This is a genomic window from Agrobacterium sp. LAD9 (assembly GCF_003031125.1).
Lineage (GTDB): Bacteria > Pseudomonadota > Alphaproteobacteria > Rhizobiales > Rhizobiaceae > Agrobacterium > Agrobacterium radiobacter.
Genome location: NZ_PHGS01000019.1, coordinates 139,021 through 159,490 on the forward strand (window position 1 = coordinate 139,021; position 20,470 = coordinate 159,490).

Consider the following 20,470-nt stretch of genomic DNA (forward strand, 5'->3'; position numbering starts at 1 on the left):
TCAATTCTCGTGCCTGCATCAGTGAGGTGACCAGTTCGGTGAGAATTATAGGAGGGTCAAGCGTTTCGCCCTGCCTCATGCATTTGGCGACGGATGGGGAGCAGATCGATCTTGATCAGAGACTTCAACAGTCCCCACGCGCCACCCGGCACGAACAATGTCACGCCGATCGCCAAGACGCCGAGGATAATAAAGTAGAGCGATCCGATATTGCCCATCGTTTCGCGCAAGAAGAAGTAAACGGCCACACCAACGATCGGGCCTTCGAGCGTTCCGATCCCGCCGAGGATTACCGCAAAGAGTATGATAGCCATCCAGTTCATTGAAAAACCGGCAGTCGGGCTCACTTGCAGGGCAACCATATAGTAGCAGGCTCCGGCTGCACCGCCGATTGCGGCTGCGATGAGCAGGACATAGGTTTGCGTTTTGCGAATCGTCACGCCCATCGCTTCAGCGGCAAGCGGGCTGTCCTTCATTGCTCGTAAGGCCAGCCCGAAGCGGCTCCGCATCAGCCCGACGCAGGTCAGAAGCGCGATCAGCAAGATGACGGCAGCTGTACCATAGGTCGCAAAAAGCCTGAGGGAACGATCAATGCCGCGTACAGCCGTCAACGCGATCCCGCCGCCGCCGCCGAGCAGGCCAGTATGATAGACGGTCAGTCTGACGACTTCGGAAATGACCCAGGATCCTATGGCAAGCTGAGCGCCCGACAGCCGAAAAAGGATAGGTGTGATCAGCAATGCAAAGCCTGCGCAGACGATTGCGGACAGCAACACGAAGGGAAAGGGCAACATGCCGAAACCGTTGGCGGCGATAAAGAGCGTGTATCCACCGATGCCGATGAAGACCTGGAAACCCATGAAGACAATACCGCCTAAGCCCGCAAGCAGGTTCCACATGAGAGCAATCGCCAGAACCGCCGCTATTTCGGTTGTTAGCAAAACGGCGTATCGGGAGCCTGCAAATGGGATGGCAACAAGCACTGCGGCAAGAAAACCTACAGCCACGAGAGACCGGGCAAGAGGCGAAGCGAGCGTCATACACGTATCCTTTTAGTGAAGAGGCCACCCGGCATTAACAAGAGGCCGATGAGGAAGACGATGTGGCCGACAAGTGGGCCGAGGCTCGGAGTGATGAAGGTGCCCGCCGCCTGGGCAATGCCCAGAATAATGCCGCCGGCAAGCGTTCCCCAGATCGAACCAAGTCCGCCGAGAATCACCGCTTCAAATGCAAACAGCATGCGTTCAGGACCCGTCGACGGGTCGAAAGTGCCTCGCATGCCATAAAAGATCGCTGCGATGGCGGAGATGGCGAGCGCAAAGCCCATGGCAGTGGCAAAGACTTTCCGCGTACCAATCCCCATCAACTGTGCAACGGCTTCATTGTCCGATGTCGCGCGAACCGCCCGGCCGAAGCGCGTACCGCCGAAGACAGCCGCCGTGAGCGCAAAAATGACGATCGACACCGCAAGTGTCAGAAGTGGCAGGACACCGATCGCCACCGAGCCGAAATTGACTGCCGCGGTTCCAAGTACGCCAGGATCAAGGCTCCTGGTATCGGCGCTGAAAAGTTCGAGCATGACATTCTGGAGAATGACAGAAAGCCCGAACGTCACCAGAATAGGTGGCATCTCGCCGCGCCCAAGCGTCCTTTCGATGATGAAGCGCTGCAAGGCCCAGCCAACCGCAAACATAACGGGCACAACCACCGGCAGCGCCAGGAGGGGATGAACCCCGAAATGTGTCATGAGTTGCAAGGCTAGGAAGGCGGAGAAGACGATGAAATCACCGTGCGCAAGATTGATCTGCCGCATGAGGCCGAGACAAAGCGACAGACCGAGGCCGTAAAGACCATAAAGTGCGCCGACCAATGCGCCATTGATCAAGGTTTCCAGCATATCAACGCATCCCGAAATAGGCGTTTGAGATTTCAGCCCTGTCCGCGGTGGCAGACGGGCCCGACAGCGCAATCTGTCCGTGGCGCATGCACGCGAAGCGATCCGAGACGGAAAGAGCGCGGGCAATGTCCTGCTCGACGATGACGGTTGTGAGCCCCTCCCCCCGCAGCTTCTGAAGCGCAGAGTAGACGGTATCGACAGCTGCCGGAGACAGGCCAAGCGAGAGCTCGTCACAGAGCAGAACCTCGGGGTTGGACATGAGTGCACGACCGATGGCAACCAACTGCTGTTGACCTCCCGATAGTGCCGTCGACGGGCGCTTGCGAAATTCGGCGACGGTCGGGAATATCTCGTAGACACGCTCCAGGTTCCATCCTCCCGACCGCCGCGAATGCGCGCCGACCAACAGGTTCTCCTCTACCGTGAGACTCGGAAAGAGTTGTCTAGCTTCGGGCACGAGCGCCAGTCCGTAACTGACGATGTCCATTGGTGTCAGCCCTGCAATGTCCCGGCCGTTGACCGAAACGCTGCCTGTCTGCGGCCTCAGCCGGCCCGTCATGACAGCAAAAGTCGTGGTCTTTCCCGCGCCGTTTGCGCCGATCAGTGCCAGCGTTTCGCCGCGTGCGATACTGAGGTCGAAGCCGAACAGAACGGGCAACGGCCCATAGGCGGCCCTGAGGTCATTGATCAAGATCATCGATGTCAGGCTCCATACCCAGATAGATCTGCCTTACCTTGGGCATCCGCATTGTTTCATGCGGTTCGCCCTGCGCGATGATGCGCCCTTCGCCAAGGACTGCGAGTTCGTCGGCGGCATGGGTGAGCACATGCACGAGATGCTCGATCCAGATAATCGCAATTCCGCTTGCTGCCAGCGCCTTGACAATGGTCGCGACGTCCGCAGCCTCGTCGTCGGTCAATCCTCCGGCGATTTCGTCCAGCAGAAGAACGGAGGGCTTCGTGGCCAGCGCACGGGCGAGTTCGAGGCGCTTGCGGTCAAGCAGCGGCAGTCCCCCGGCGATTAGATCTCCGCGGCTCTCAAGCCCGCAGACTTTCAGCGCCTGAAGCGCCGCCTCTTCCCCGTCGCGACCCTTCAGCCCCGCAGCAAACTCGACGGCAACAAGCGCATTCTCATAGACCGACATATGCGAGAAGGTTTGCGGCACCTGAAAGGTTCGCCCGATACCGGCAACGGCACGCGCGGAAGCCCCGAGTGCGGTGACGTCTCGGCCGGCAAGGAAAATCTTGCCGGAAGAAGGCGTAAAGGCACCGGAAATCACGCTGAAGAGCGTGGTCTTGCCGGAGCCGTTGGGACCGATGATCCCGAGAATTTTCCCGGGATCGATCGCGATGCTGACACCGTCCAACACGATCGGTCCGCCATAGGACTTCACAACATTTTCGACGGCGAGCGCCCTGATCGCGTCAGATGCGGCCATCATTCAGCCTTCCTGGCCAGGTCCATCGTAAAGTCGGCCTGGATTGGAACTTCAGGGGCGTTCTTGTTGTAGGTGACCTTCAGCTCGTAGGTACCATCGGGCTGCAGACGCCACTGACCACCGGCTATTTTGAGCTTGGCAACGTTCTTGATCGGGCTCCCGGCCCAGTCGATATCGCCGACAACCGTCGTCATTTTGGTCGACTTTATGACCGCCTGGATGGCATCCGGATCAGTCGGATCGGCTGCGTTCTTCAGTGCGCCGATACCCAGTTCCCACAACGCATGCACCACACCGATAGGCTGTGTCCAGCGCTTGCCCGATGACCTGGAATACTCCGCCGCAATCTCGCAGCAGGACTGCCCCGTCAATGTCGACTTGAACGGATAGCCCGGCGTCCACCAGATTTCGGTCGACATTCCGTCGCCGGTCTTGCCGAGCGCCTCTATTCCGGCTGGGAAGAGTAACGCCTTGGCCGGCGTTGCGATCTTTGGTTTGAAGCCGAGCTGCTGCGCCTGACGCCAGAATACCGCCCATTCCGGCGGTGAGAAGAGGCCCGTCACGATATCGCAACCGGCATCGCGAAAGGCGACAATCTGCCGGGAGAAATCGTCCGCGCCCGGTTGAAACTCACCGACATCGACAATCGAGTAACCGCCCTTGCCAAGTGACGCTGGAAAACCGATCTCGGTATTACCAAAGACCTTGCCGGGCGGGTCGTTCGACCAGACAGTGCCGACCTTCTTGTTGGTGTTTTGCAGGTCCCACATGCCGATGAAGGTTGAGATAATGTCCTCAATGCCCCAGAAGAAGTGGTTCACGTAGTTGAAACCAACATCCGGCGTCCCCTTCAGCGGGAACATCCAGCCCTGCCAGGGGTCCATCGTAGTGATGCCAGGTACGCCCGCCGTTTCACATTGCGAGGCGACCGGAACGTTGGTTAGCGCGCCCTGCGCGAGCATGAGATGGATACCGTCATTGTTGATCAACTGGCTTGCCGAGGTGGCGGCACGGTCAGAATTCGACTGGTCGTCGATATCGCTGATCTCGACCTTGTAGGTCTTGCCGTTATTGACAAGCCCGTCCTTCAGCACCTCGCGGACCTTGCCAAGGATGAATGGATCCGCCTCTGCAAACGGCGCCAGCGCACCGGTCTTGGAGCTGATGTAGCCGATCTTGATCGTCGGGCTGGCAGCGATAGCCGGAGCCGGCAGAACGGAGGTCGCCGCACCCGCGGCGGCGCCAGCGCCCACGGCGTGAAGGAACTTGCGACGGGTCAGCCTCATGTTGTCGTGCGAAAATGTCATGGTTCTTCCTCTGTCGATTTTTATTGCCGCAGCGCGGCTTTTCGGTCGCAAGTTCGCCGCAGGACGGTTGCTTGCGGGGCCGGCTTCAGCATAGTAGGAGCGGCGCCAGAGATCGGGGATCAACAGTTTTGCGGATAATCCGGCACCCGCATCGCCATGATTTCTTCTTTAAAATCAAACAGGAAAAGCAATGCGGAACCTTTCGGCACCACAGTCGTCCACTCAAATCGGCGGGTGTTTGCGGAGGGGTAGCTACGCCGAAGCGTGTCGGCTAGAAGGGCTCACGGCAACCGGACCGGAATGTGTTTCGTGGTCACCAGAATGGCAATGTTCGTGGTGGTGGTCATGCTCGTGTTCAAGCTCTTCCAGTGCCCCAGGCGGGATCGGCGCCAGCCCCTTGCGGAACTCAACAGGCTTGCCGTGTTCGGTGTGGAAATACGAACGCCGCCAATGTTCCTCATAATCGGCCACTTCATCATCCGTCGTCATGCCGCGATACCCGACGATCTTTTCCAGAGCCTGCATCCATTGTCGATAATAGGCCGTGTTGATGTCTTCACCTTCTTGTTGGGGAGAGGTCGCGATCTCGCTCGAAAATGCCGCGACCCATTCCGCCCAGGTAAAATGTCCGGCGCGCGACAATTGCATGGTCAGCGCAAAGGCCTCTGCCTGCCATGGCTCGGAAAAAGCCGGGCCATTGTCGAGCCATCGCGGATCAATTACCAAATCATCTGACATCACGACATATCTCCATGTAACAGGTAGCTTTCCCAGAGGCTCAGATACACGGCTCCACGCCCGTCACTTCCCTTGCCCCAGAGCGTCTCGCTCTCGAACCGGACGCGGTAGAGATGATCGGGACATTCTCCACGTCCCGCCGAATGTGCATCCGGGAAGACATGGGCGCCTTCATAACCGACGATGGTTCCGCGCTTGTCGCGGGCATAACCAGGCAGGCGCGTGTGGGTGGAAAGGTGATCGTTGGCGGTCGTGATCTCATCCCCCACCTTGAACTTCGGCACACTCTCGACTGCGCGCAGCGTCGAGGCACCTGTTGCTATCGCAATGGCGACCATTTCCTTAGGGAGCATGGCCAGCCTCCTTCGCGGCAAGTTCGACGATCCGCGCCTGATATTCCTCCCCAGTGAATATCCCCTTGGAAATCAGCAGATCTTCCAGCGAATACAGCCAATGTTCGAAATAGGAGGTCGCCAGGTAATCGGCCGGCGGCATCCTCTCCATGGAATAGCGGCTTTCATCGATATTGAAGCATCCGGCTGCGAGTGAAAGAAGATTAACGGCGAATGTTTTCGCTTCCCACTCCGCCCTGAATCCGGTGTCGTCGTCGGCGCGATTGACTGGGCCGAAGCCCTGCATACCACCCATGTCGGCGATTGATCTCATGCCCCCTCCTCAGATCGCTGATGCTGTAAGCGGCGCGCCAGTGCCAATCATGGAATCGCGAGTCACGAGAGCTGCCAGTTTTTCCTCGCTCCAGTCCTCCGTGCCGGCGGGCCGCTCCGGCAGGACCATGTAGCGAATTTCCGCATTGCTGTCGAAAACGCGCACCTCGCGGTCCCTGGAAATATCAAGGCCGAATTCCGCGAGCACGGATCGCGGCTCGCTGACGATGCGGCTGCGATAAGGTGCTGATTTGTACCATATCGGCGGCAGACCGAGCACTGTCCAAGGATAGCAGGAGCACAGGGTGCAGACGATCACATTATGAACCTCCGGCGTGTTCTCAAGGATTATCATTGCCTCGCCCTGAAGGCCGCCGACACCCATTTCGTTCAGCGCCTCTGTTCCGTCTTCGAGCAATCGCGCCTTGAATGCAGGATCGGACCAGGCACGCGCCACCACGCCGGCGCCGATACGCGGACCGAGCTTGTTCTGGAAGATATCGACGATTTCCGTCACAGCGCCGGGGTCGATTTTCCCCTTTTCGACCATCAGCGTCTCGATGGCCTTGATCCGGAGCGCGAGTGTGGAAGGTGGCATCGTGTGATCGTCGTGGCTCATCGAAGTCCTCTGGAAATATCACGAGATGGGTTAAAGATAGCGCTGATCGAAGGTTTCATCATCAGCAATATTGAGGACACGCGGAAAGCCGCCATTCGCTGGCCGCATCGCCTCACGCTGGTGGCAACGGCGCTGTAAAAAGCATTTCGATTGCAAGCGAGAATGCCAGAAGCGCTCGATCCTGTCCGAACGGAAAGTCCAGACCCAGGCCCACAGGCAGGCCCGTGCGCGTGAGGCCGACCGGAACGGAAACCCCAGGCAAGCTCGCGACACTGCCGATATCCGTATTGTGAATAAGGGCTGGAAAAACAGGAAACATTTTGCCGGCGATTGTGACCGTTGAGGACTTGTCAAGCTCCGGCGCCGGCAGACGGCAGACCGGGAAAGCGAGTGCATCAATCCGGTTGGACTTGAAAATATCAGCATAGGCCGAGGTCAATGCGGGGAGATGCTCCTCGATGGCGGCCTCATAAGCCAAGGGACTGACGGCCGTCGCCGGATCGAGTTGGGCGAGAAGTATCTCGCGCACATCCGGGCTCGCCACCTGATCGGCAACCTCCGCAAAGGTCAACGGTATCTCGTGATCGGCAAGGAATGCAGATAGCGCAAGCCTTCCTTCGTATATCGAAATGGACATCGCGGCGGCGGCATAGGGCTCAGGAAGCGCCCCGGAATCAACCTCAACAAGCTCCGCTCCTTCAGCAACGAGTTGTTGAAGCGCCTCCATACAGATCGCGGCGACCTCGGCATCGACAAAGTCCCAGAAATGTTTGTGCGGAACGCCGAGCCGAGTACCCTTTATAGGTGAAGCCAGGACCGGCGGCGAGGATGTTACAACACTGTCCAGCAACGCCATGTCTGTCGCTGAGAGCGTAATTGGACCCGGCGTGTCCCGCGTTGTTGAAATCGGCACGATGCCGTCAGTCGGCCAACGACCCGTTGTCGGACGATAACCCCATGCGCCGCAGAGGGCAGCAGGAATGCGCACCGATCCGCCGGTATCTGTTCCGATGGAGGCCGAGACCAACCGCGCGCCGACGGCCGCCCCGCTGCCTCCGCTGGAGCCGCCCGAAGTACGGGTCTCATCGAAGGGATTTCGTGGAGTACCATAGGCGACGTTGACAGAGGTCGCGCCGTAAGCCAACTCATGCATGCCGTTCTTGCCATAGGCAATCGCGCCTGCGTTCAAAAGTCTGGCCGCGACCTCAGCATCCCTCAAAGGTCTGAAGTTGCGAAGTGCCGGCGTTCCGCCGGTTGTGACATAACCGGCAATATTGATGTTGTCCTTGAAGGCAAGGGGTAGACCATGCAACGGCCCCCGCAACCGCCCGGTCGCCCGTTCCGCATCTGCCTGACGCGCATCGCGAAGCGCCCGCTCCTCGTCGAGTGACACGAAGGCATTGATCGAGGCAAGGTTTGCCTTTCTCGTCAACATATCGGTGACAAACTCCTCAGCACCAAACGTCCCTCGCGCCATGGCGGCGGCGACCTCGGTCAACGTGAATGCCTTGAGTATCATCATAGTCCCCGCACAAAATTTCAACATGTGCAGGGCTACCGGAGATGACGGGCGTGCCACCATCCGCAATTTTGCTGGTGAACGATTGTTCTCGTTAGTCAGCGCTGAGGAAAAATCCCGTCACCGGCCTGTCGCACTTTCCGGCCGACAGGCTGAGGTTTGACAAACCGAAAACTCTTGATCTTTGGCACGTGGTTTGCTTCCATTCCTAAAAAGGGAACAAAGCGGACAAAAGATTCCGCAACTATTGGGGGGTCTCATGAGCGGGACTGTATTCGATTTGACATTCGATGAGGCAAATCTGTTCGCCGATATCGTCGGAAGACTGACAAGCCCGGGGTCGACGGAGATCAGGGAAACCATCTTCCCCGACATCCTGCGCCTGATGCGGGCCGATGTACTGGCGTCTTACAAATGGAATCCCAAAATAAGCTCCTATGACGATCCTTTCGTCATTAACCAGTCCCCTGAGAGCATCAAGGCGTACAGGAGTTGGTACCAGTATCGCGATCCGATGACCCGGCAATTGCGCAGTCTCTGGCGTCCGGCCTATGTCGATGAGGTGATTTCCAAACCAGACTTGAGTAAGACGGAATTCTTCAACGACTTTCTGATGAAGGACGGGCTCGATCATGGCATTAATGTCTTCCTCAAGGACAACGAGCGGACACTGGCGGATTTGCGTATCTGGCGTACCAAGCGCCAACCGGACTTCGCGGACCGGGAAATCAGCCTGTTAAAAGTCCTTGCGCCGCTGCTCAAGCGCGCTCTGTCCGTCGCGCCGGACGTAACGCTCTCCGTTCTGACCGATCGCGAGCGCGACGTCGCACTCCTCATCTCACGCGGTTGCGCTGACAAAGATATCGCACGCATCCTCAATATCGGTTTTGCAACGGTTCGAACGCATCTTACCCGCTGCCTCGAGAAGATGGGCTGCTCAAACAGGGCGGAACTCGCAGCCCGTGTCACAAAGCTTTCGCAATAAATGAAACAGCAAGATTTTGGCCGAAGAACAGGCAACGGAATGTGCGCTCGATCTTGGCGTCCTTTATAGGGGGCTGCAACGACAGGCCATGATCTCGCCTCGGCTTGATTTCTGGACTGCTTCAATGTTCTGAAGCGAGAGCGGATTTGTCGTAGGGTCTACCGTTCGCGCGATGACGCTCGCCAGGACGTACTCGACTAGATCGAAAGTTTTACAACCGGAAAAGCAGCAGAAAATCTAATACGGGGGAACCTGCGAGATCCAGGGGGCAACTTGTTCAACCCACCCAACCAGTACCAGAGAGCGACTGTGCCATAAAATGAAGCCGGGCCTGCAACTGCTCACGCTGGATCACGCCGCCGAGGCACACCCTCACATGCTCATCGGGTTTGCCCAAAACCGTGAAGGCATCGGAAGGCATTAAGCCGACGTGGCGTCCGGCCACTCGTCCCATCAGCTCGGCCCTACTCGCTCCTTTGGGTAACTTTAGCCAAATGTTGAAAGCTGCAGGCGCACCTTTAATGTCGAACCCCGAAAGAGTATCAACCGCAATATTGTGGTGAAAAGCACTTTCTGAACGGACAAAGTGGCGGGTGGCGTCGGCTGTTCCGTCCTCAATCCACCGCGTCGCGAGCGCCATGCAGATAGGTGACGGCATCACAACGCTGGCCCGCATTGCCTGGGAGAGAGAATACGCAGCTTTGGCATTAGGTGAGACCGTTTAGGCGAGGCGCAGGCCTGCGCCAAGGTATTTTGCCAAGCCTCCGATGTGCCAAGTGAGATCGGGAGCGAGAGTAGCAAAAGGGACAGGTGCCGTAGCAGGAATGAAGCCATACGCATCATCCTCATTGGTCCAGAAGGTGGCGATCGGCAGGACACCCGGACATCAGCCGGCCACCTTGGAAGTCCACGGCCTGATCGCCAGCATCCTGGCCCAGATGGACGTGCTCGATATGATGGAGCGCCGTTTCGTCGCCGAGGTGCATGCGGATTTCATCGAGAAGCTGGAGGCTGGCGAGCTGGACACGGAGCACAAACAAAAAGGCTCCTCAACTCGTATGAGGAGCTTCGTCGCAAATATCCCGAGTGGGAGAATTTGCAAGTTTATTTGGTTGCGGGGGCAGGATTTGAACCTGCGGCCTTCAGGTTATGAGCCTGAATAGTACTCAAATATCTAATTGTTTTTATTTGGGAATTTTGGGTTAAATATTTTTTGTGCTTAATATCGTGCTAATTCGAAATTTTTTCAGACAAACGCCAAAGCAAATGTCGAACGCACCCTCCTTCAACTGTGGAGAAATATATGATCGCTATGCAACCCATTGTTATAGCCAAACTTCACTTGTACTATAGGATGGGAAAGGGAACTCATGGCGACATTCATCAGCGACTATTTCGGGATCAACGCAGAAATATTTGAAGAGTACGGGGCACTCAATATTTCGATTGTTAATGACCTGCCGCTCTTCATTGATCCATTTTTGCTTTTCCATAGTGACAAGCCCGAATACGTCGAGCTTCACGAGTCGATCATTACCTACCTTGTTTTCCTGCGGGACCGAGCTTCCGCTGGACGCGTAAACGAAGGCGAGTTGCGTAACTGGTATTGCTTTAAAGAAGTTAAGCAAAACTGGTTGGGCTTTTCCGTCTCCGGAAATGGCGGTGCCGGATTAGGTATGGAGTTCGCACGCAACCTTCACGCCAATCTCAACGTAATCTTCCCAAATTTCGGAGAAGAACAGATCACGGAAAGTAGCCATCTGGAGAAGGTTTGCCTAGTTTCCGATGGCGTCGGGCGCGATAACATTAGTGACTTCACCACTAACCTAATTAAAGATTTTCTTTGCAAATACACAGAAACCTTCGCCGCTGCCCATTTGCCTGCCTCTTCCGTTCGGGAAGTATGGGTCGAGCGAGCCCGCTTCAACTATCAGACACAAGCTTGGTCACGTGCCAAATATAAGCTTCCTTGGGTTAACGGTGACTATGTCATCCTATCTCCTAAAGACATGCTCACACGTGACGAAAACTGGATCAACAAAGACGATCTAATCGACGGTTTTGAAAATATCCCTACGGCTATTCCCGATGTGCAATTGCGGTCGTCCGTGTTCAACTACTTCGAAACTGAACTGAAGCGTCGCCCAAAACAAACCGGAAAGAAACAGCCCGAGCCCACCCAAAAAGAACGTGCAAAAGCTGCCGTCGCAACGATGCGAAAATTTCCCGAAATTATCGACTACTACATTCGTCTAAAAGAGCAGCACGGCGATGATGCATCAGATGTGAGTGCTGAAAAGGTTCTCGCTATCGAATACATGTTCATCGAACAATTACGAGCTTTGCAGGCGCTGCTTGTTGCCGATACCAAGTTTTATGAAATTGGAAAATCGACCTATGAAGAAGCTCATGCACGCCTCGCCTATCTGAAGGACGTCATCGAGAACAAGGGTGGGCACCGGTTCTTTTACGATGACAAGGGCGTACCCATAGAGCGCGAGAAGGACCTTCATGTGCTCTATCGTTTGGTATGGTTTGGAACGCCGTCCGATTTCGGAGCCGAAGCCAACGATGGTCGGGGGCCGGTTGATTTCAAAATCAGCAGAGGAACCGAAAAGACGCTAGTTGAGATGAAGCTCGCCAAAAACTCGAAGCTGGTCAGGAATCTCGAAAAGCAGGTTGAAATATATCAGAAAGCCAGCGACGCAAAATCGGGCATCAAGGCGATCATATATTTTACAGCGGCAGAGTTGGCCAAGGTTAGACGCATCCTCAAAGACCTTAAGTTAACCGACAGTCCAGACGTGGTGTTGATTGACGCGCGGCGCGATAACAAACCCTCGGCATCGAAAGCCGCCTAGACTTGTTTGGATCTATGATTCAATTAAGCAGGCCAATGACCTAACCGGCTTGTCCGAAGGCGGCCAACAGGCTAATTGGCCCTAGAGACATAACGGCATTGTTCTGGGCCGCGAATGCCTGCGCCTTTAAGCTATGCGCATGCTCTATGCTCCCCTTGAGTAAGGCGCTGTCGAGTGAGAGGAAATCAAAGATTGCAATGAGGTGCTGAAGGCTTCTCTCTTGGTCTCGATCGATGGGCACCATCCAGCTCAGCCATTTCTGTGCCGAGATCCCACGAATGTGTTTTCGGAACGTGGGCAGCGTCGCAGATTCAATTTTTAGCTCATGCAACAACCGGTATTTGGCGGCGGCGGTCCGTAGCGACTCCACCATAGAGGCAAATTTTTCAAGCGCGTTCGCAACTGCCTCGGAGCGAAGGACCGCGTTAATTTCTGACGTAGCCTGCTGCATCAGCTCGTTTCGACGCCGGTAATCCTCTGCACGGATGACATTTACACCGCGTCCTGCTCGGACCACACAATATCCTTCACGGCATTCCGCACAGGTGAATTCGGCTTCCCAACCCTCGTCGCGAATGCCCCAGTCGGTATCATCATAGATGACATCAATGCGCAATCGGCCTTGCCCGCAAGGGCAGGCGACATTCTGGACTTCCCTTCGCTCAAAGCCCACGTAGCCCCCTAGACGCTGAACGGAGACACGTCAGTCAGGAACTCATCACCGTTTACGTAAGTTCCCGGTGAAAACGGTCTCATGGACGTTTCCTCGGCCGCGAGCGTGTTCATGAAACCCGTAATGAAGTGGCAAAACTCCGTATACGGTGGATGGTCAGTTCGGCTCTCGTACCCGTACCAAGATTTCGACGCGTAGTCGTGCAACCAGTACCCTTTTCCCAATACACAGATCGCTGTGCACGGAGAAACCCCCTCGGTGTGCTTCATGTATCGCTCGACTTCGGAGCCCTTTATGTCTGAGCCAAAGGCCAGCAGCACGGTAGCTGGTAGATGTCCACCTTGGATGGTACCGTTTGGCTGCTTCTTTGGGAATGAAGTCAGTAGACTGACGGATCTGAATTTCTTATTGGCGTCTTTGATCTCTGCTGCCGTCAACTTTGTCTTAATCTCAAAGACATAGCGCACACATTCAACTGGATAGAGGCCGAGATCACGGTTGACGAGAATAGGTGGTGCGACCTTCCTGTGATAGACGATAAGGTCGATTTGGTCCGAGATCGCCCGGCGTGAATCGATCACCTTGCCGGTACCGCATTGATAGCTCTGGGTTAGGAATGGCTCCACGCAGTCTCGTATTGCTATTTCCCGAATCTCGCCTTCAATTCCTCGATGGCCGACGCCGGAAGCGAGGCTATCGGCTTCCCGTTTGGCGGAGGCGATCTTGTTTACGATATAGTCGAAATGTTTTGAGGGCATAAGCTCAACATACGCCGTGGGCACATGATTTTGTCAACTATCGCGTCACGAATCGAAGTTCTGGCCGACAATTTTGCTACCGCAAGTCGCTGAATAGGCGATAACCCTTCATTTTACGCGGTGGCCTGCCCTCGTCCCTCAAATTTCGTAAAAAACATAATGGAGCACCGGACCAAAAACGGACTTGCGTCAAATCTGCAAAATTCAACTCTTTATTCTGGCACACCAAAAAGTAGTTATGTAGTCTTCTCTAAAATGATTCTGGGAGGAGCTATGCCAATTGAGCGGGTCAAAATTCAAAACTATCGTGCGCTTCGAAAAGCAGAAGTACGATTCAATGACGAGGTGAACATTGTTGTCGGCAACAATGAAGCTGGAAAATCAACCCTTCTTGAAGCTATAAACTTGGCGATGAAGTGCCAGCTAAATCGCCGCCCGGCCCAATATGAACTTCATCCATTCCTTATCAATGCAGAAGTAATTGCCGAATACGTCGCGTCGCATAAAGCTGGGAAACCCGTTCCGCCGCCTGAAGCTCTGATCGAGGTATTCTTCAAACCCACATCGGAAGTCGCTGAACTTGTCGGTTCAATAAATAGCGAAAAAGCAGACGCACCCGGAATATCGCTTTCAATCCGCTTGGACGATGAAAACTGCCTCGCTGAATATAAAGCCTTCGTCGGGGACACCGACGCTCTAAACAGCGTTCCTGTCGAATACTATCAAATTGTATGGACATCTTTTGCGGGTGCGGTGCTTTCCTCGCAAATGGTGCCAGTCAAAGCCGCTTTGATCGATCCGACCAATACGTCGAATTCCTATACGGCCAACAAATATGTACTCGAAATCGTAAAAGACTATCTCACAAAGGCACAAGCTGGCGAACTCGCCCTTGCATACCGGACTATGCGGGATCGCTTCCAAGAAGACCCCCGTATTTCCGAGATCAACAAGGAATTAAAGTCGAAACAAGGAATCGTTTCAACAAAAGCACTTTCAATCTCGATGGACACAACTACTCGTGCAAGTTGGGAAACAGGCGTCATGCCGCATCTGGACGACATTCCCCTTACATTGGTCGGCAAGGGTGAGCAAAACTCAATAAAAATCAAACTCGCTATTGAAGCCTCAGAAGCATGCGACGTCTTCTTGATTGAGGAACCAGAAAATCACCTCTCCCATACGAATCTCGGAAAGCTGGTTGGGCACCTCGCGGATCGCTGCAAAGGCAAGCAGCTTATCATCAGCACTCACAGCAGTTTTGTTTTGAACAAGTTAGGCATCGACAACATTCTCATGTTCAACGGTGAAACAGGTGTCACGCTCGACCACCTCAAGCCGGATACAAAATCCTATTTTCAGCGTCTGCCCGGTCACGACACACTTCGCATGATCTTGGCGAAGCGCTCAATTCTCGTTGAGGGGCCATCCGACGAATTAATCGTACAATTGGGCTATCGGCAGAAGCACGGGAAACTTCCACTTGAAGACGCAGTAGAGGTGATTTCTGTCGGAACATCCTTCAAGCGCTTTCTGGAAATTGCGAAACTCCTAAAGCTGGATGTCGATATTATCAGGGATAACGATGGTGACGCTGCCGGAAAACTAGCGCTGTTTGATGATTACAAAAATGAACGCACGATTCACATCAATATCGACGCGGACAACGGCGCACGAACTCTCGAACCGCAATTGGTCAAAAGCGTCGGCCTGGCTAAAATGAATGAATTTCTGGAAAAAAGCTTCACCACAGACGAAGACCTAGTTGCGTATTGTACCGCGAACAAAACCGATAGCGCCTTAAAACTCTACGAGCAAACCGCTCATGTCGAAATTCCGCAGTACATCCAAGATGCCATCAGATAACTCAATCATATTAGCGTCCGCAGGTTCGGGGAAAACGACAACTCTCGTTGAAGAGGCGGGAAAGAACGATCAGGGACGAAGTGCCCTAATTACCTACACGCTCAACGGTCGCAGCGAACTTGCGAACAAGGCCTATCAAATCCATGGCGCTATCCCCCCTCACCTCACAATAAACACATGGTACACGTTTGTACTCACGCACTTCGTGCGCCCGTATCAAAATCACATCCATGAACCACGTATTAAAACGATCATTTTTGACCGCATGCCCGATGTGCTGCGACGCATTCCAAAAACAAACGCGAAATTCTACTTCACGAAAAAACAGGGGGTATGGAAGGATCGCGTAACGGACTTTGCGTGCCGTATCATCGAAAAAACTAACGGGCTGCCCATCAAACGCATCGAAGATATCTTTACGAGCATCTACATAGATGAAGCCCAAGACCTTTCCGGCTGGGATTTAGAGCTTATTGAGTATTTGCTCAAATCAAAGGTGAAGGTCTCGTTGATCGGAGATCATCGACAAGCGACGTTTACTACCAATGACAATCCAAAGAACAAGCAATTTGCAGGCAAAAAGATTATCGGTAAATTTGAGGCATGGGAAAAAGCTGGCCTAGCCAAAATCACACACCACGCGCATTCTCATCGCTGCAACCAAGCCATTTGCGACTTTGCAGATTTAATCTTCCCCGACTGCAAGAAAACGACGTCGCACAATACGGAAGAAACTGGGCATGACGGTCTTTTTTTCGTCAGGCAATCGGACATCCCGGCTTACATGAAATCATTTGCACCCCAACCGCTACGCTACAATAAGACTCGAAAAATTGAGTACGGCGAACCGCTTAATTTTGGGGATTCGAAGGGAATGACATTTGAGAGAACACTTATATATCCGCATTCGCCATTCGAAAAATATGTAGGTTCAGGAAATCTTGAAGACGCAGGGAAAGAGCTATCAAAAATCTATGTTGCCATCACTCGCGCCCAACACAGCGTAGGGTTCGTCGTACCGGACAAATTCAAATCTAACCGCCTTCCATATTTCAATAGTTGAAATGTCCCCCTCAAATCTAACTGCGGAACGGATATACGAAGATACAAAAGGCACAACTATTTTAAGCGTCACACACTTGCAAAGTGTAGTAGAAGTTACACATGGATTTTGCACAAAACATGGAGAAGCATACCAGTGGTCAATGAAATTGTGATTAGCCCCGTCCAACTTCCTTCGGTCGCAACTTTTTCAGTTCCTATGTTGACCGCGTTAACGTCGGCCTTAGGCATAAATCGCTCAGTGCTTGCATCTGACGAGCAAATTCAAAATGCGTGGCAAAACCTTCCCCAATTGCTGAACAATATTCCACCCGCCCTGCGTTCTGAAGGCATCATGCGCATGTGTGTCGCAGTGGCGAGCGGTCTTTTTGATTCAGCTATAAACTATGCATGGAATGCGGCGGTTGTTGAGCTACGTGATAAAGTTCGCCGTTTCGGCATACACATCATTCCGCAAATTATTGATAGGGACTTCGATGAGAAGAAACTACTTGATATGCAGGATGCAGAGCTTTTGACTCTCTGCTTGAAGCTCAACCTAATATCCGAGACGGGCTACTTTATGCTCGATCAATGCCGAGATATTAGAAACAATTTCTCTGCTGCCCATCCAGTTATTGGCACTATCGATGAATACGAGTTCATTTCCTTCCTTAATCGGTGCAGCCGTCACGCTCTAAGTGACGAGCAGAATATGGCGGGTGTAGATATAAAGGAATTCATGACCGCGCTGAACGTGGCAGGTTTTTCACCGGAGCAAATGCAAATATGGTGTCACCGTATTGGGCAGACTTTTAACGCTCAGCGTGACGCAATATTTGGGATGCTTCATGGTATTTACTGTGATCCAGCCAAAGAAGAACATTCTAGAGTTACGGCTATAACCGTATGCAACAATTTTGCATCATCCTTCTCGCCCAGCGCAGTCTCGCTCCTAATTAATCAGCACCACAAGTATCAAGCGAAAGGTGAGCAGGACCGGTTTAAGGCTTCACAGGCTTTCTTCGAGAACCTCAAGCTCATCGGCCTTTTGTCTGAAACAGAACGTCATGCGTTGATCTCAAACGCCTGCAAAAACCTGACGGCTGTTCACCAAGGCATGAACAACTTCTATAATGAAAGGCCTTTTGCTGAGCGGGTTGCGAAGCTATCGGAAGGGCATCAGATACCCGAGACGGTACGGCGAGAGTTCGTAGAGGCCGTTGTTACCTGCTCAGTAGGAAACCCCTATGGCACGGCCAGTTCCGCCGATATATATTACATGCAGATGATAAAAGGATTCTCGCCACGAGAGATACAAGCAATGTTTGACGTCACATCATCGGGAACAGTCTTGGCCGAACGCATCAAGTCTCACAGCCGTTGCCGCAGCAAGTTCAAGGCGATTGTACAATCGCTTCAACCCTCTAGCATTCCCACGACCTCTAAGTCGATTTACGAAAAGTGGATGCAAACCTAAGCGCGGGTGGCGTGGAAACGCGGGGGTAGTAAGGCGAGAGTTCAGGCGGCGCGCTTAGCTTGACGCCCTAATTACGGTGCTCTCACTCACGCCAAAAGCCCGCGCAATCCACCTATAAGTTTTTCCCTGCGCCCGCCACTCTGCAACCTTCTGCCGCTCCTTTGGCCCAAGCTTGCGCGGCCTGCCGAACTTCACCCCGCGTTGCTTGGCCCTCTCCCTCCCCAAGGCAGTGTTGTACAGGATTCTAAGGCGATGCTGACGCACTGCCCAACCGTTCAAGTATGTTATCAGGTCATCCATCTCCGAGGACGTATCCACGAACGCCTCATCAAGGAGATGCAGGGTCGCTCCGGCTTTCCGCACCGCGTGCAGGATCAGCAACATATCAAGCGGGTCTCGGGCCACGCGATCACTGACCGTGGCAAACAACGTGTCTCCTTGTTGAAGTGCTGCCAGCAACCGGTGCAGTTCGGGGCGGTCATCCGTGTTCTTACCGCTGCGCTTTTCGTGGAAAATCTGGGTGCACCCCGCCTTCGTCAGTCGGTCGATCTGGTAGGCAAGGTCTTGGCCTTCGGTGCTAACACGGGCATAGCCAATGAACCGCACGGGCGGTCGAATCTGTGTCATGGGGAGGTCTCCAGTTAAATCCCTTGAAGACCACACACATTCAAAAAGTTGCTTAAGGGATGCTTGATAATTACTACCGTCAAAAGTCACGACTTTTGCAAGTAGGCCTAAATCACAAATTGTAACGTCATATAAACTTTATCAATACTTAATTTACTTATATTTTTATCTTCACTTTACGCGAAGTTGTCGCTTGAGCATGGCGGGGGCACGTCCGTCAAAAGTCGTGATTTTTGATAGTCGTACCTCACAATCTCACGCTGTCTGATCTATGTTGTGAAGGACCCCAAAAGATGAAATTGCTTTTGATCGCCGCCGCTATGGCGGTTTTTGCATCTCCTGCCTTCGCCGAAGAGAAGCCACCCAATATCTATTTCTTTGCGGTCGATCTCGATTTTGTCCAGAAGAGCTGCGCAAACGTAAAGTTCACACCGGACGCCCTTGCCAAGGTGAATGACAAAGTCCGCGACCTTCGCCGCGCGGACAGCGCCAAGGGTCCCGCCACCCATGCAACTCCATCCGAGTGCGAACGCAAATCCGCAGGCATCAATACCTATGCACAAAGCGAGTTCGGTATCTCAGGTTTGATCGCTTCCACCGAAGGCGAAAGTGGATTGCCAGAATACTTCGATGCCTTCCTTATTGATCTGGGTTTTGCATTAGGTCCATGCCAACGCGCTGGTCATATTCAGTTCAGTAAGAGCGCCTTAAATAAGGTGAACCAGAAAATCGCCGAACTGAAATCCCGTCAAGGCACGCGATACATAACAGTCCCGGAGGAACCGCCGTCCGATCCTAGCGAACTGAAACGCGTATGCCGCGACCTCGTATCGTATTCGATTGACGACTTCGCGGCAGAGCAATTGGACGTATCGGGATTGGTGGCCCGATGAACATCACCCATTTGACCACTCCCGCACTGTTGTCCGCAATCCTGCTTGCCACGGCAGGCTGTAGCAACGGTGACGAACGACCCATGATGGCGGATGTCGCCGCTGCTGCCAACGTTACACGCATCACCGAGTTGAAGTGCGACAAAACCAATGACGGCAAGCCGGGATATTTGTGCTGGTTCAAGTCGCCGGAAATCAGTTCTTACGCGGAGGCTGTCCGGGTTCAGAAAGGCTTCTTTGGCTGGAAAAAGATCAGCAACTAACCCTCCCCTCTTCTTTCTTCCCATTGAGAATTAGCCAATGAAAACGTCTATTCGCCAGATGAAACGGCGCATCGGGCTGATGTTCGCCTTCGGCCTGAATGCCTCCACAATGCCCGTTTCAGCACACGCGACGGTTATCGCAAACGCCTGCGGTGTTCCGGTTCACCATGCGCTGATTGAAGTCGGCCATCACAAGCCGCCGCAGGTCTTCACTCCTGAAGAGAAAAACGGGCGTATCGAATTCAATTTTCTGGCAACCGCCACCGATCCGCTCACCGTCATGTGCTTTCGTACCGCAGACGAAGCCAGCCTCTTTCGCGTTCCTCTCCCCGATGGTCTTACCCGCTGCCATTTTGCAGACGCGGCGCTGTCATGCAGGACCGACAAAGCAGGCATAGCACCTGCTCTGCCCGAACAACGCTCGATTGCCAGCTTGCCGCCACCCGTGGCACAAGCCTTTCTGGCATGGAGCGAGGAATGCGGGACGACCAGCCAAGCCGTATTCTCCGACGATTACCTGACCATTGTGGACATCGATCAGGACGGCGATGAGGACTACATTCTTAACGGTGACGGAGCCACCTGTGTCACCAACGGCAAGGTGATCGCACGCGGCGGCGGGAACGGCGGCACCAGCCTGAAAATCTTTACCCGGCAGGGCAAGGCCGTTACCGCCACCCTCGACCTGTTCACGCAAAGTGCCAAGATATACGCGCATAAGGGTTTTGCGGCGGTGACGACGCCAGACACCAGCTATCGTATTGCCAGCGGCAAGGTTTCCAAGGTTAGGTCTTCCAAAAACGGAACTGTTGTTTACACGTTAATTCGGTAGGCGACGC

General features: G+C 53.9%; 23 protein-coding genes. 9 read left to right on the top strand and 14 right to left on the bottom strand.

The features are described 5' to 3' along the window. Positions 1 to 56 precede the first annotated feature (56 nt). The 10 genes from DA915_RS20550 to iaaH all read right to left on the bottom strand — a co-directional run bounded on the left by DA915_RS20550 (position 57) and on the right by iaaH (position 8,184). On the bottom strand, positions 57 to 1,040 hold the full coding sequence (locus DA915_RS20550) for a branched-chain amino acid ABC transporter permease (RefSeq protein WP_107677136.1): 984 nt from the start codon (positions 1,038 to 1,040) through the stop codon (positions 57 to 59). Then, a complete protein-coding gene (locus DA915_RS20555) occupies positions 1,037 to 1,897 on the bottom strand; it encodes a branched-chain amino acid ABC transporter permease (RefSeq protein WP_107677137.1) in 861 nt (286 codons plus the stop codon). Before DA915_RS20555 ends, DA915_RS20550 begins: the two co-directional genes overlap by 4 nt. 1 nt (position 1,898) lies before the next feature. Beyond that, positions 1,899 to 2,594, bottom strand: coding sequence for an ABC transporter ATP-binding protein (locus DA915_RS20560; RefSeq protein ID WP_107677138.1), 696 nt, complete (start codon positions 2,592 to 2,594; stop codon positions 1,899 to 1,901). Continuing rightward, positions 2,578 to 3,339, bottom strand: a complete 762-nt coding sequence (locus tag DA915_RS20565) for an ABC transporter ATP-binding protein (protein WP_244600772.1) — start codon at positions 3,337 to 3,339, stop codon at positions 2,578 to 2,580. Before DA915_RS20565 ends, DA915_RS20560 begins: the two co-directional genes overlap by 17 nt. Beyond that, positions 3,336 to 4,643: an ABC transporter substrate-binding protein gene (locus DA915_RS20570; RefSeq protein ID WP_107677139.1), complete on the bottom strand. Its 1,308-nt coding sequence runs from the start codon at positions 4,641 to 4,643 to the stop codon at positions 3,336 to 3,338. The genes DA915_RS20565 and DA915_RS20570 overlap by 4 nt, the downstream gene beginning before the upstream one ends. 252 nt (positions 4,644 to 4,895) lie before the next feature. Continuing rightward, complete coding sequence (locus DA915_RS20575; RefSeq protein WP_107677140.1) at positions 4,896 to 5,381, bottom strand: nitrile hydratase accessory protein; 486 nt, start codon at positions 5,379 to 5,381, stop codon at positions 4,896 to 4,898. Continuing rightward, positions 5,381 to 5,734 carry an SH3-like domain-containing protein gene (locus DA915_RS29405; RefSeq protein ID WP_107677141.1) on the bottom strand — a complete coding sequence of 118 codons (354 nt, stop codon included), beginning with the start codon at positions 5,732 to 5,734 and terminating at the stop codon, positions 5,381 to 5,383. The genes DA915_RS20575 and DA915_RS29405 overlap by 1 nt, the downstream gene beginning before the upstream one ends. Further along, a complete protein-coding gene (locus tag DA915_RS29410; RefSeq protein WP_107677142.1) occupies positions 5,724 to 6,047 on the bottom strand; it encodes an SH3-like domain-containing protein in 324 nt (107 codons plus the stop codon). Before DA915_RS29410 ends, DA915_RS29405 begins: the two co-directional genes overlap by 11 nt. A 9-nt stretch (positions 6,048 to 6,056) precedes the next feature. Then, positions 6,057 to 6,665, bottom strand: coding sequence for a nitrile hydratase subunit alpha (nthA, locus tag DA915_RS20590; protein WP_107677143.1), 609 nt, complete (start codon positions 6,663 to 6,665; stop codon positions 6,057 to 6,059). Positions 6,666 to 6,777: 112 nt separating this feature from the next. Beyond that, positions 6,778 to 8,184 carry an indoleacetamide hydrolase gene (gene iaaH / locus DA915_RS20595; RefSeq protein ID WP_192886619.1) on the bottom strand — a complete coding sequence of 469 codons (1,407 nt, stop codon included), beginning with the start codon at positions 8,182 to 8,184 and terminating at the stop codon, positions 6,778 to 6,780. 184 nt (positions 8,185 to 8,368) lie between these two features. Here iaaH and DA915_RS20600 point away from each other — a divergent pair, with 184 nt between their 5' ends. Next, complete coding sequence (locus DA915_RS20600; protein ID WP_244600773.1) at positions 8,369 to 9,169, top strand: response regulator transcription factor; 801 nt, start codon at positions 8,369 to 8,371, stop codon at positions 9,167 to 9,169. A 277-nt stretch (positions 9,170 to 9,446) separates the two neighbouring features. Here the strand turns inward: DA915_RS20600 and DA915_RS20605 are convergent, their stop codons facing one another. Then, positions 9,447 to 9,827: a hypothetical protein gene (locus tag DA915_RS20605; RefSeq protein ID WP_244600774.1), complete on the bottom strand. Its 381-nt coding sequence runs from the start codon at positions 9,825 to 9,827 to the stop codon at positions 9,447 to 9,449. A gap of 166 nt (positions 9,828 to 9,993) precedes the next feature. Between DA915_RS20605 and DA915_RS28995 the strand changes: the two genes are divergently transcribed. Then, on the top strand, positions 9,994 to 10,332 hold the full coding sequence (locus DA915_RS28995; RefSeq protein WP_192886620.1) for a hypothetical protein: 339 nt from the start codon (positions 9,994 to 9,996) through the stop codon (positions 10,330 to 10,332). A 207-nt stretch (positions 10,333 to 10,539) separates the two neighbouring features. After that, positions 10,540 to 12,030, top strand: a complete 1,491-nt coding sequence (locus DA915_RS20615; protein ID WP_107677146.1) for a hypothetical protein — start codon at positions 10,540 to 10,542, stop codon at positions 12,028 to 12,030. 40 nt (positions 12,031 to 12,070) lie between these two features. Here DA915_RS20615 and DA915_RS20620 read toward each other — a convergent pair whose 3' ends face one another. Both DA915_RS20620 and DA915_RS20625 read right to left on the bottom strand, forming a co-directional pair. Next, positions 12,071 to 12,646, bottom strand: coding sequence for a hypothetical protein (locus DA915_RS20620; RefSeq protein WP_153064586.1), 576 nt, complete (start codon positions 12,644 to 12,646; stop codon positions 12,071 to 12,073). 65 nt (positions 12,647 to 12,711) lie between these two features. Beyond that, the gene (locus DA915_RS20625) at positions 12,712 to 13,461 is read right to left on the bottom strand and encodes a DUF6602 domain-containing protein (protein ID WP_107677148.1); all 750 of its coding nucleotides are present in this window, start codon (positions 13,459 to 13,461) and stop codon (positions 12,712 to 12,714) included. Positions 13,462 to 13,620: 159 nt separating this feature from the next. Between DA915_RS20625 and DA915_RS20630 the strand changes: the two genes are divergently transcribed. The 3 genes from DA915_RS20630 to DA915_RS20640 all read left to right on the top strand — a co-directional run bounded on the left by DA915_RS20630 (position 13,621) and on the right by DA915_RS20640 (position 17,848). Then, positions 13,621 to 15,327: an ATP-dependent endonuclease gene (locus tag DA915_RS20630; protein ID WP_107677149.1), complete on the top strand. Its 1,707-nt coding sequence runs from the start codon at positions 13,621 to 13,623 to the stop codon at positions 15,325 to 15,327. Beyond that, positions 15,287 to 16,390, top strand: coding sequence for a UvrD-helicase domain-containing protein (locus DA915_RS20635; protein WP_107677150.1), 1,104 nt, complete (start codon positions 15,287 to 15,289; stop codon positions 16,388 to 16,390). Before DA915_RS20630 ends, DA915_RS20635 begins: the two co-directional genes overlap by 41 nt. A 135-nt stretch (positions 16,391 to 16,525) precedes the next feature. Beyond that, positions 16,526 to 17,848: a hypothetical protein gene (locus DA915_RS20640; protein ID WP_202864254.1), complete on the top strand. Its 1,323-nt coding sequence runs from the start codon at positions 16,526 to 16,528 to the stop codon at positions 17,846 to 17,848. Between the two features lie 54 nt (positions 17,849 to 17,902). On the opposite strand, the gene DA915_RS20645 is transcribed toward DA915_RS20640, so the two are convergent. Next, on the bottom strand, positions 17,903 to 18,475 hold the full coding sequence (locus DA915_RS20645; RefSeq protein WP_107677151.1) for a recombinase family protein: 573 nt from the start codon (positions 18,473 to 18,475) through the stop codon (positions 17,903 to 17,905). A 293-nt stretch (positions 18,476 to 18,768) separates the two neighbouring features. On the opposite strand from DA915_RS20645, the gene DA915_RS20650 reads away from it, so the two are divergent. The 3 genes from DA915_RS20650 to DA915_RS20660 are packed head-to-tail and all read left to right on the top strand — an operon-like array spanning position 18,769 to position 20,463. After that, positions 18,769 to 19,368 (top strand): hypothetical protein, encoded by a 600-nt coding sequence (locus DA915_RS20650; protein ID WP_107677152.1) that lies wholly within the window; start codon positions 18,769 to 18,771, stop codon positions 19,366 to 19,368. Further along, a complete protein-coding gene (locus DA915_RS20655) occupies positions 19,365 to 19,631 on the top strand; it encodes a hypothetical protein (protein ID WP_107677153.1) in 267 nt (88 codons plus the stop codon). Before DA915_RS20650 ends, DA915_RS20655 begins: the two co-directional genes overlap by 4 nt. Before the next feature lie 37 nt (positions 19,632 to 19,668). Next, positions 19,669 to 20,463 (top strand): hypothetical protein, encoded by a 795-nt coding sequence (locus tag DA915_RS20660; RefSeq protein ID WP_153064587.1) that lies wholly within the window; start codon positions 19,669 to 19,671, stop codon positions 20,461 to 20,463. The last annotated feature ends 7 nt before the right edge of the window (positions 20,464 to 20,470 follow it).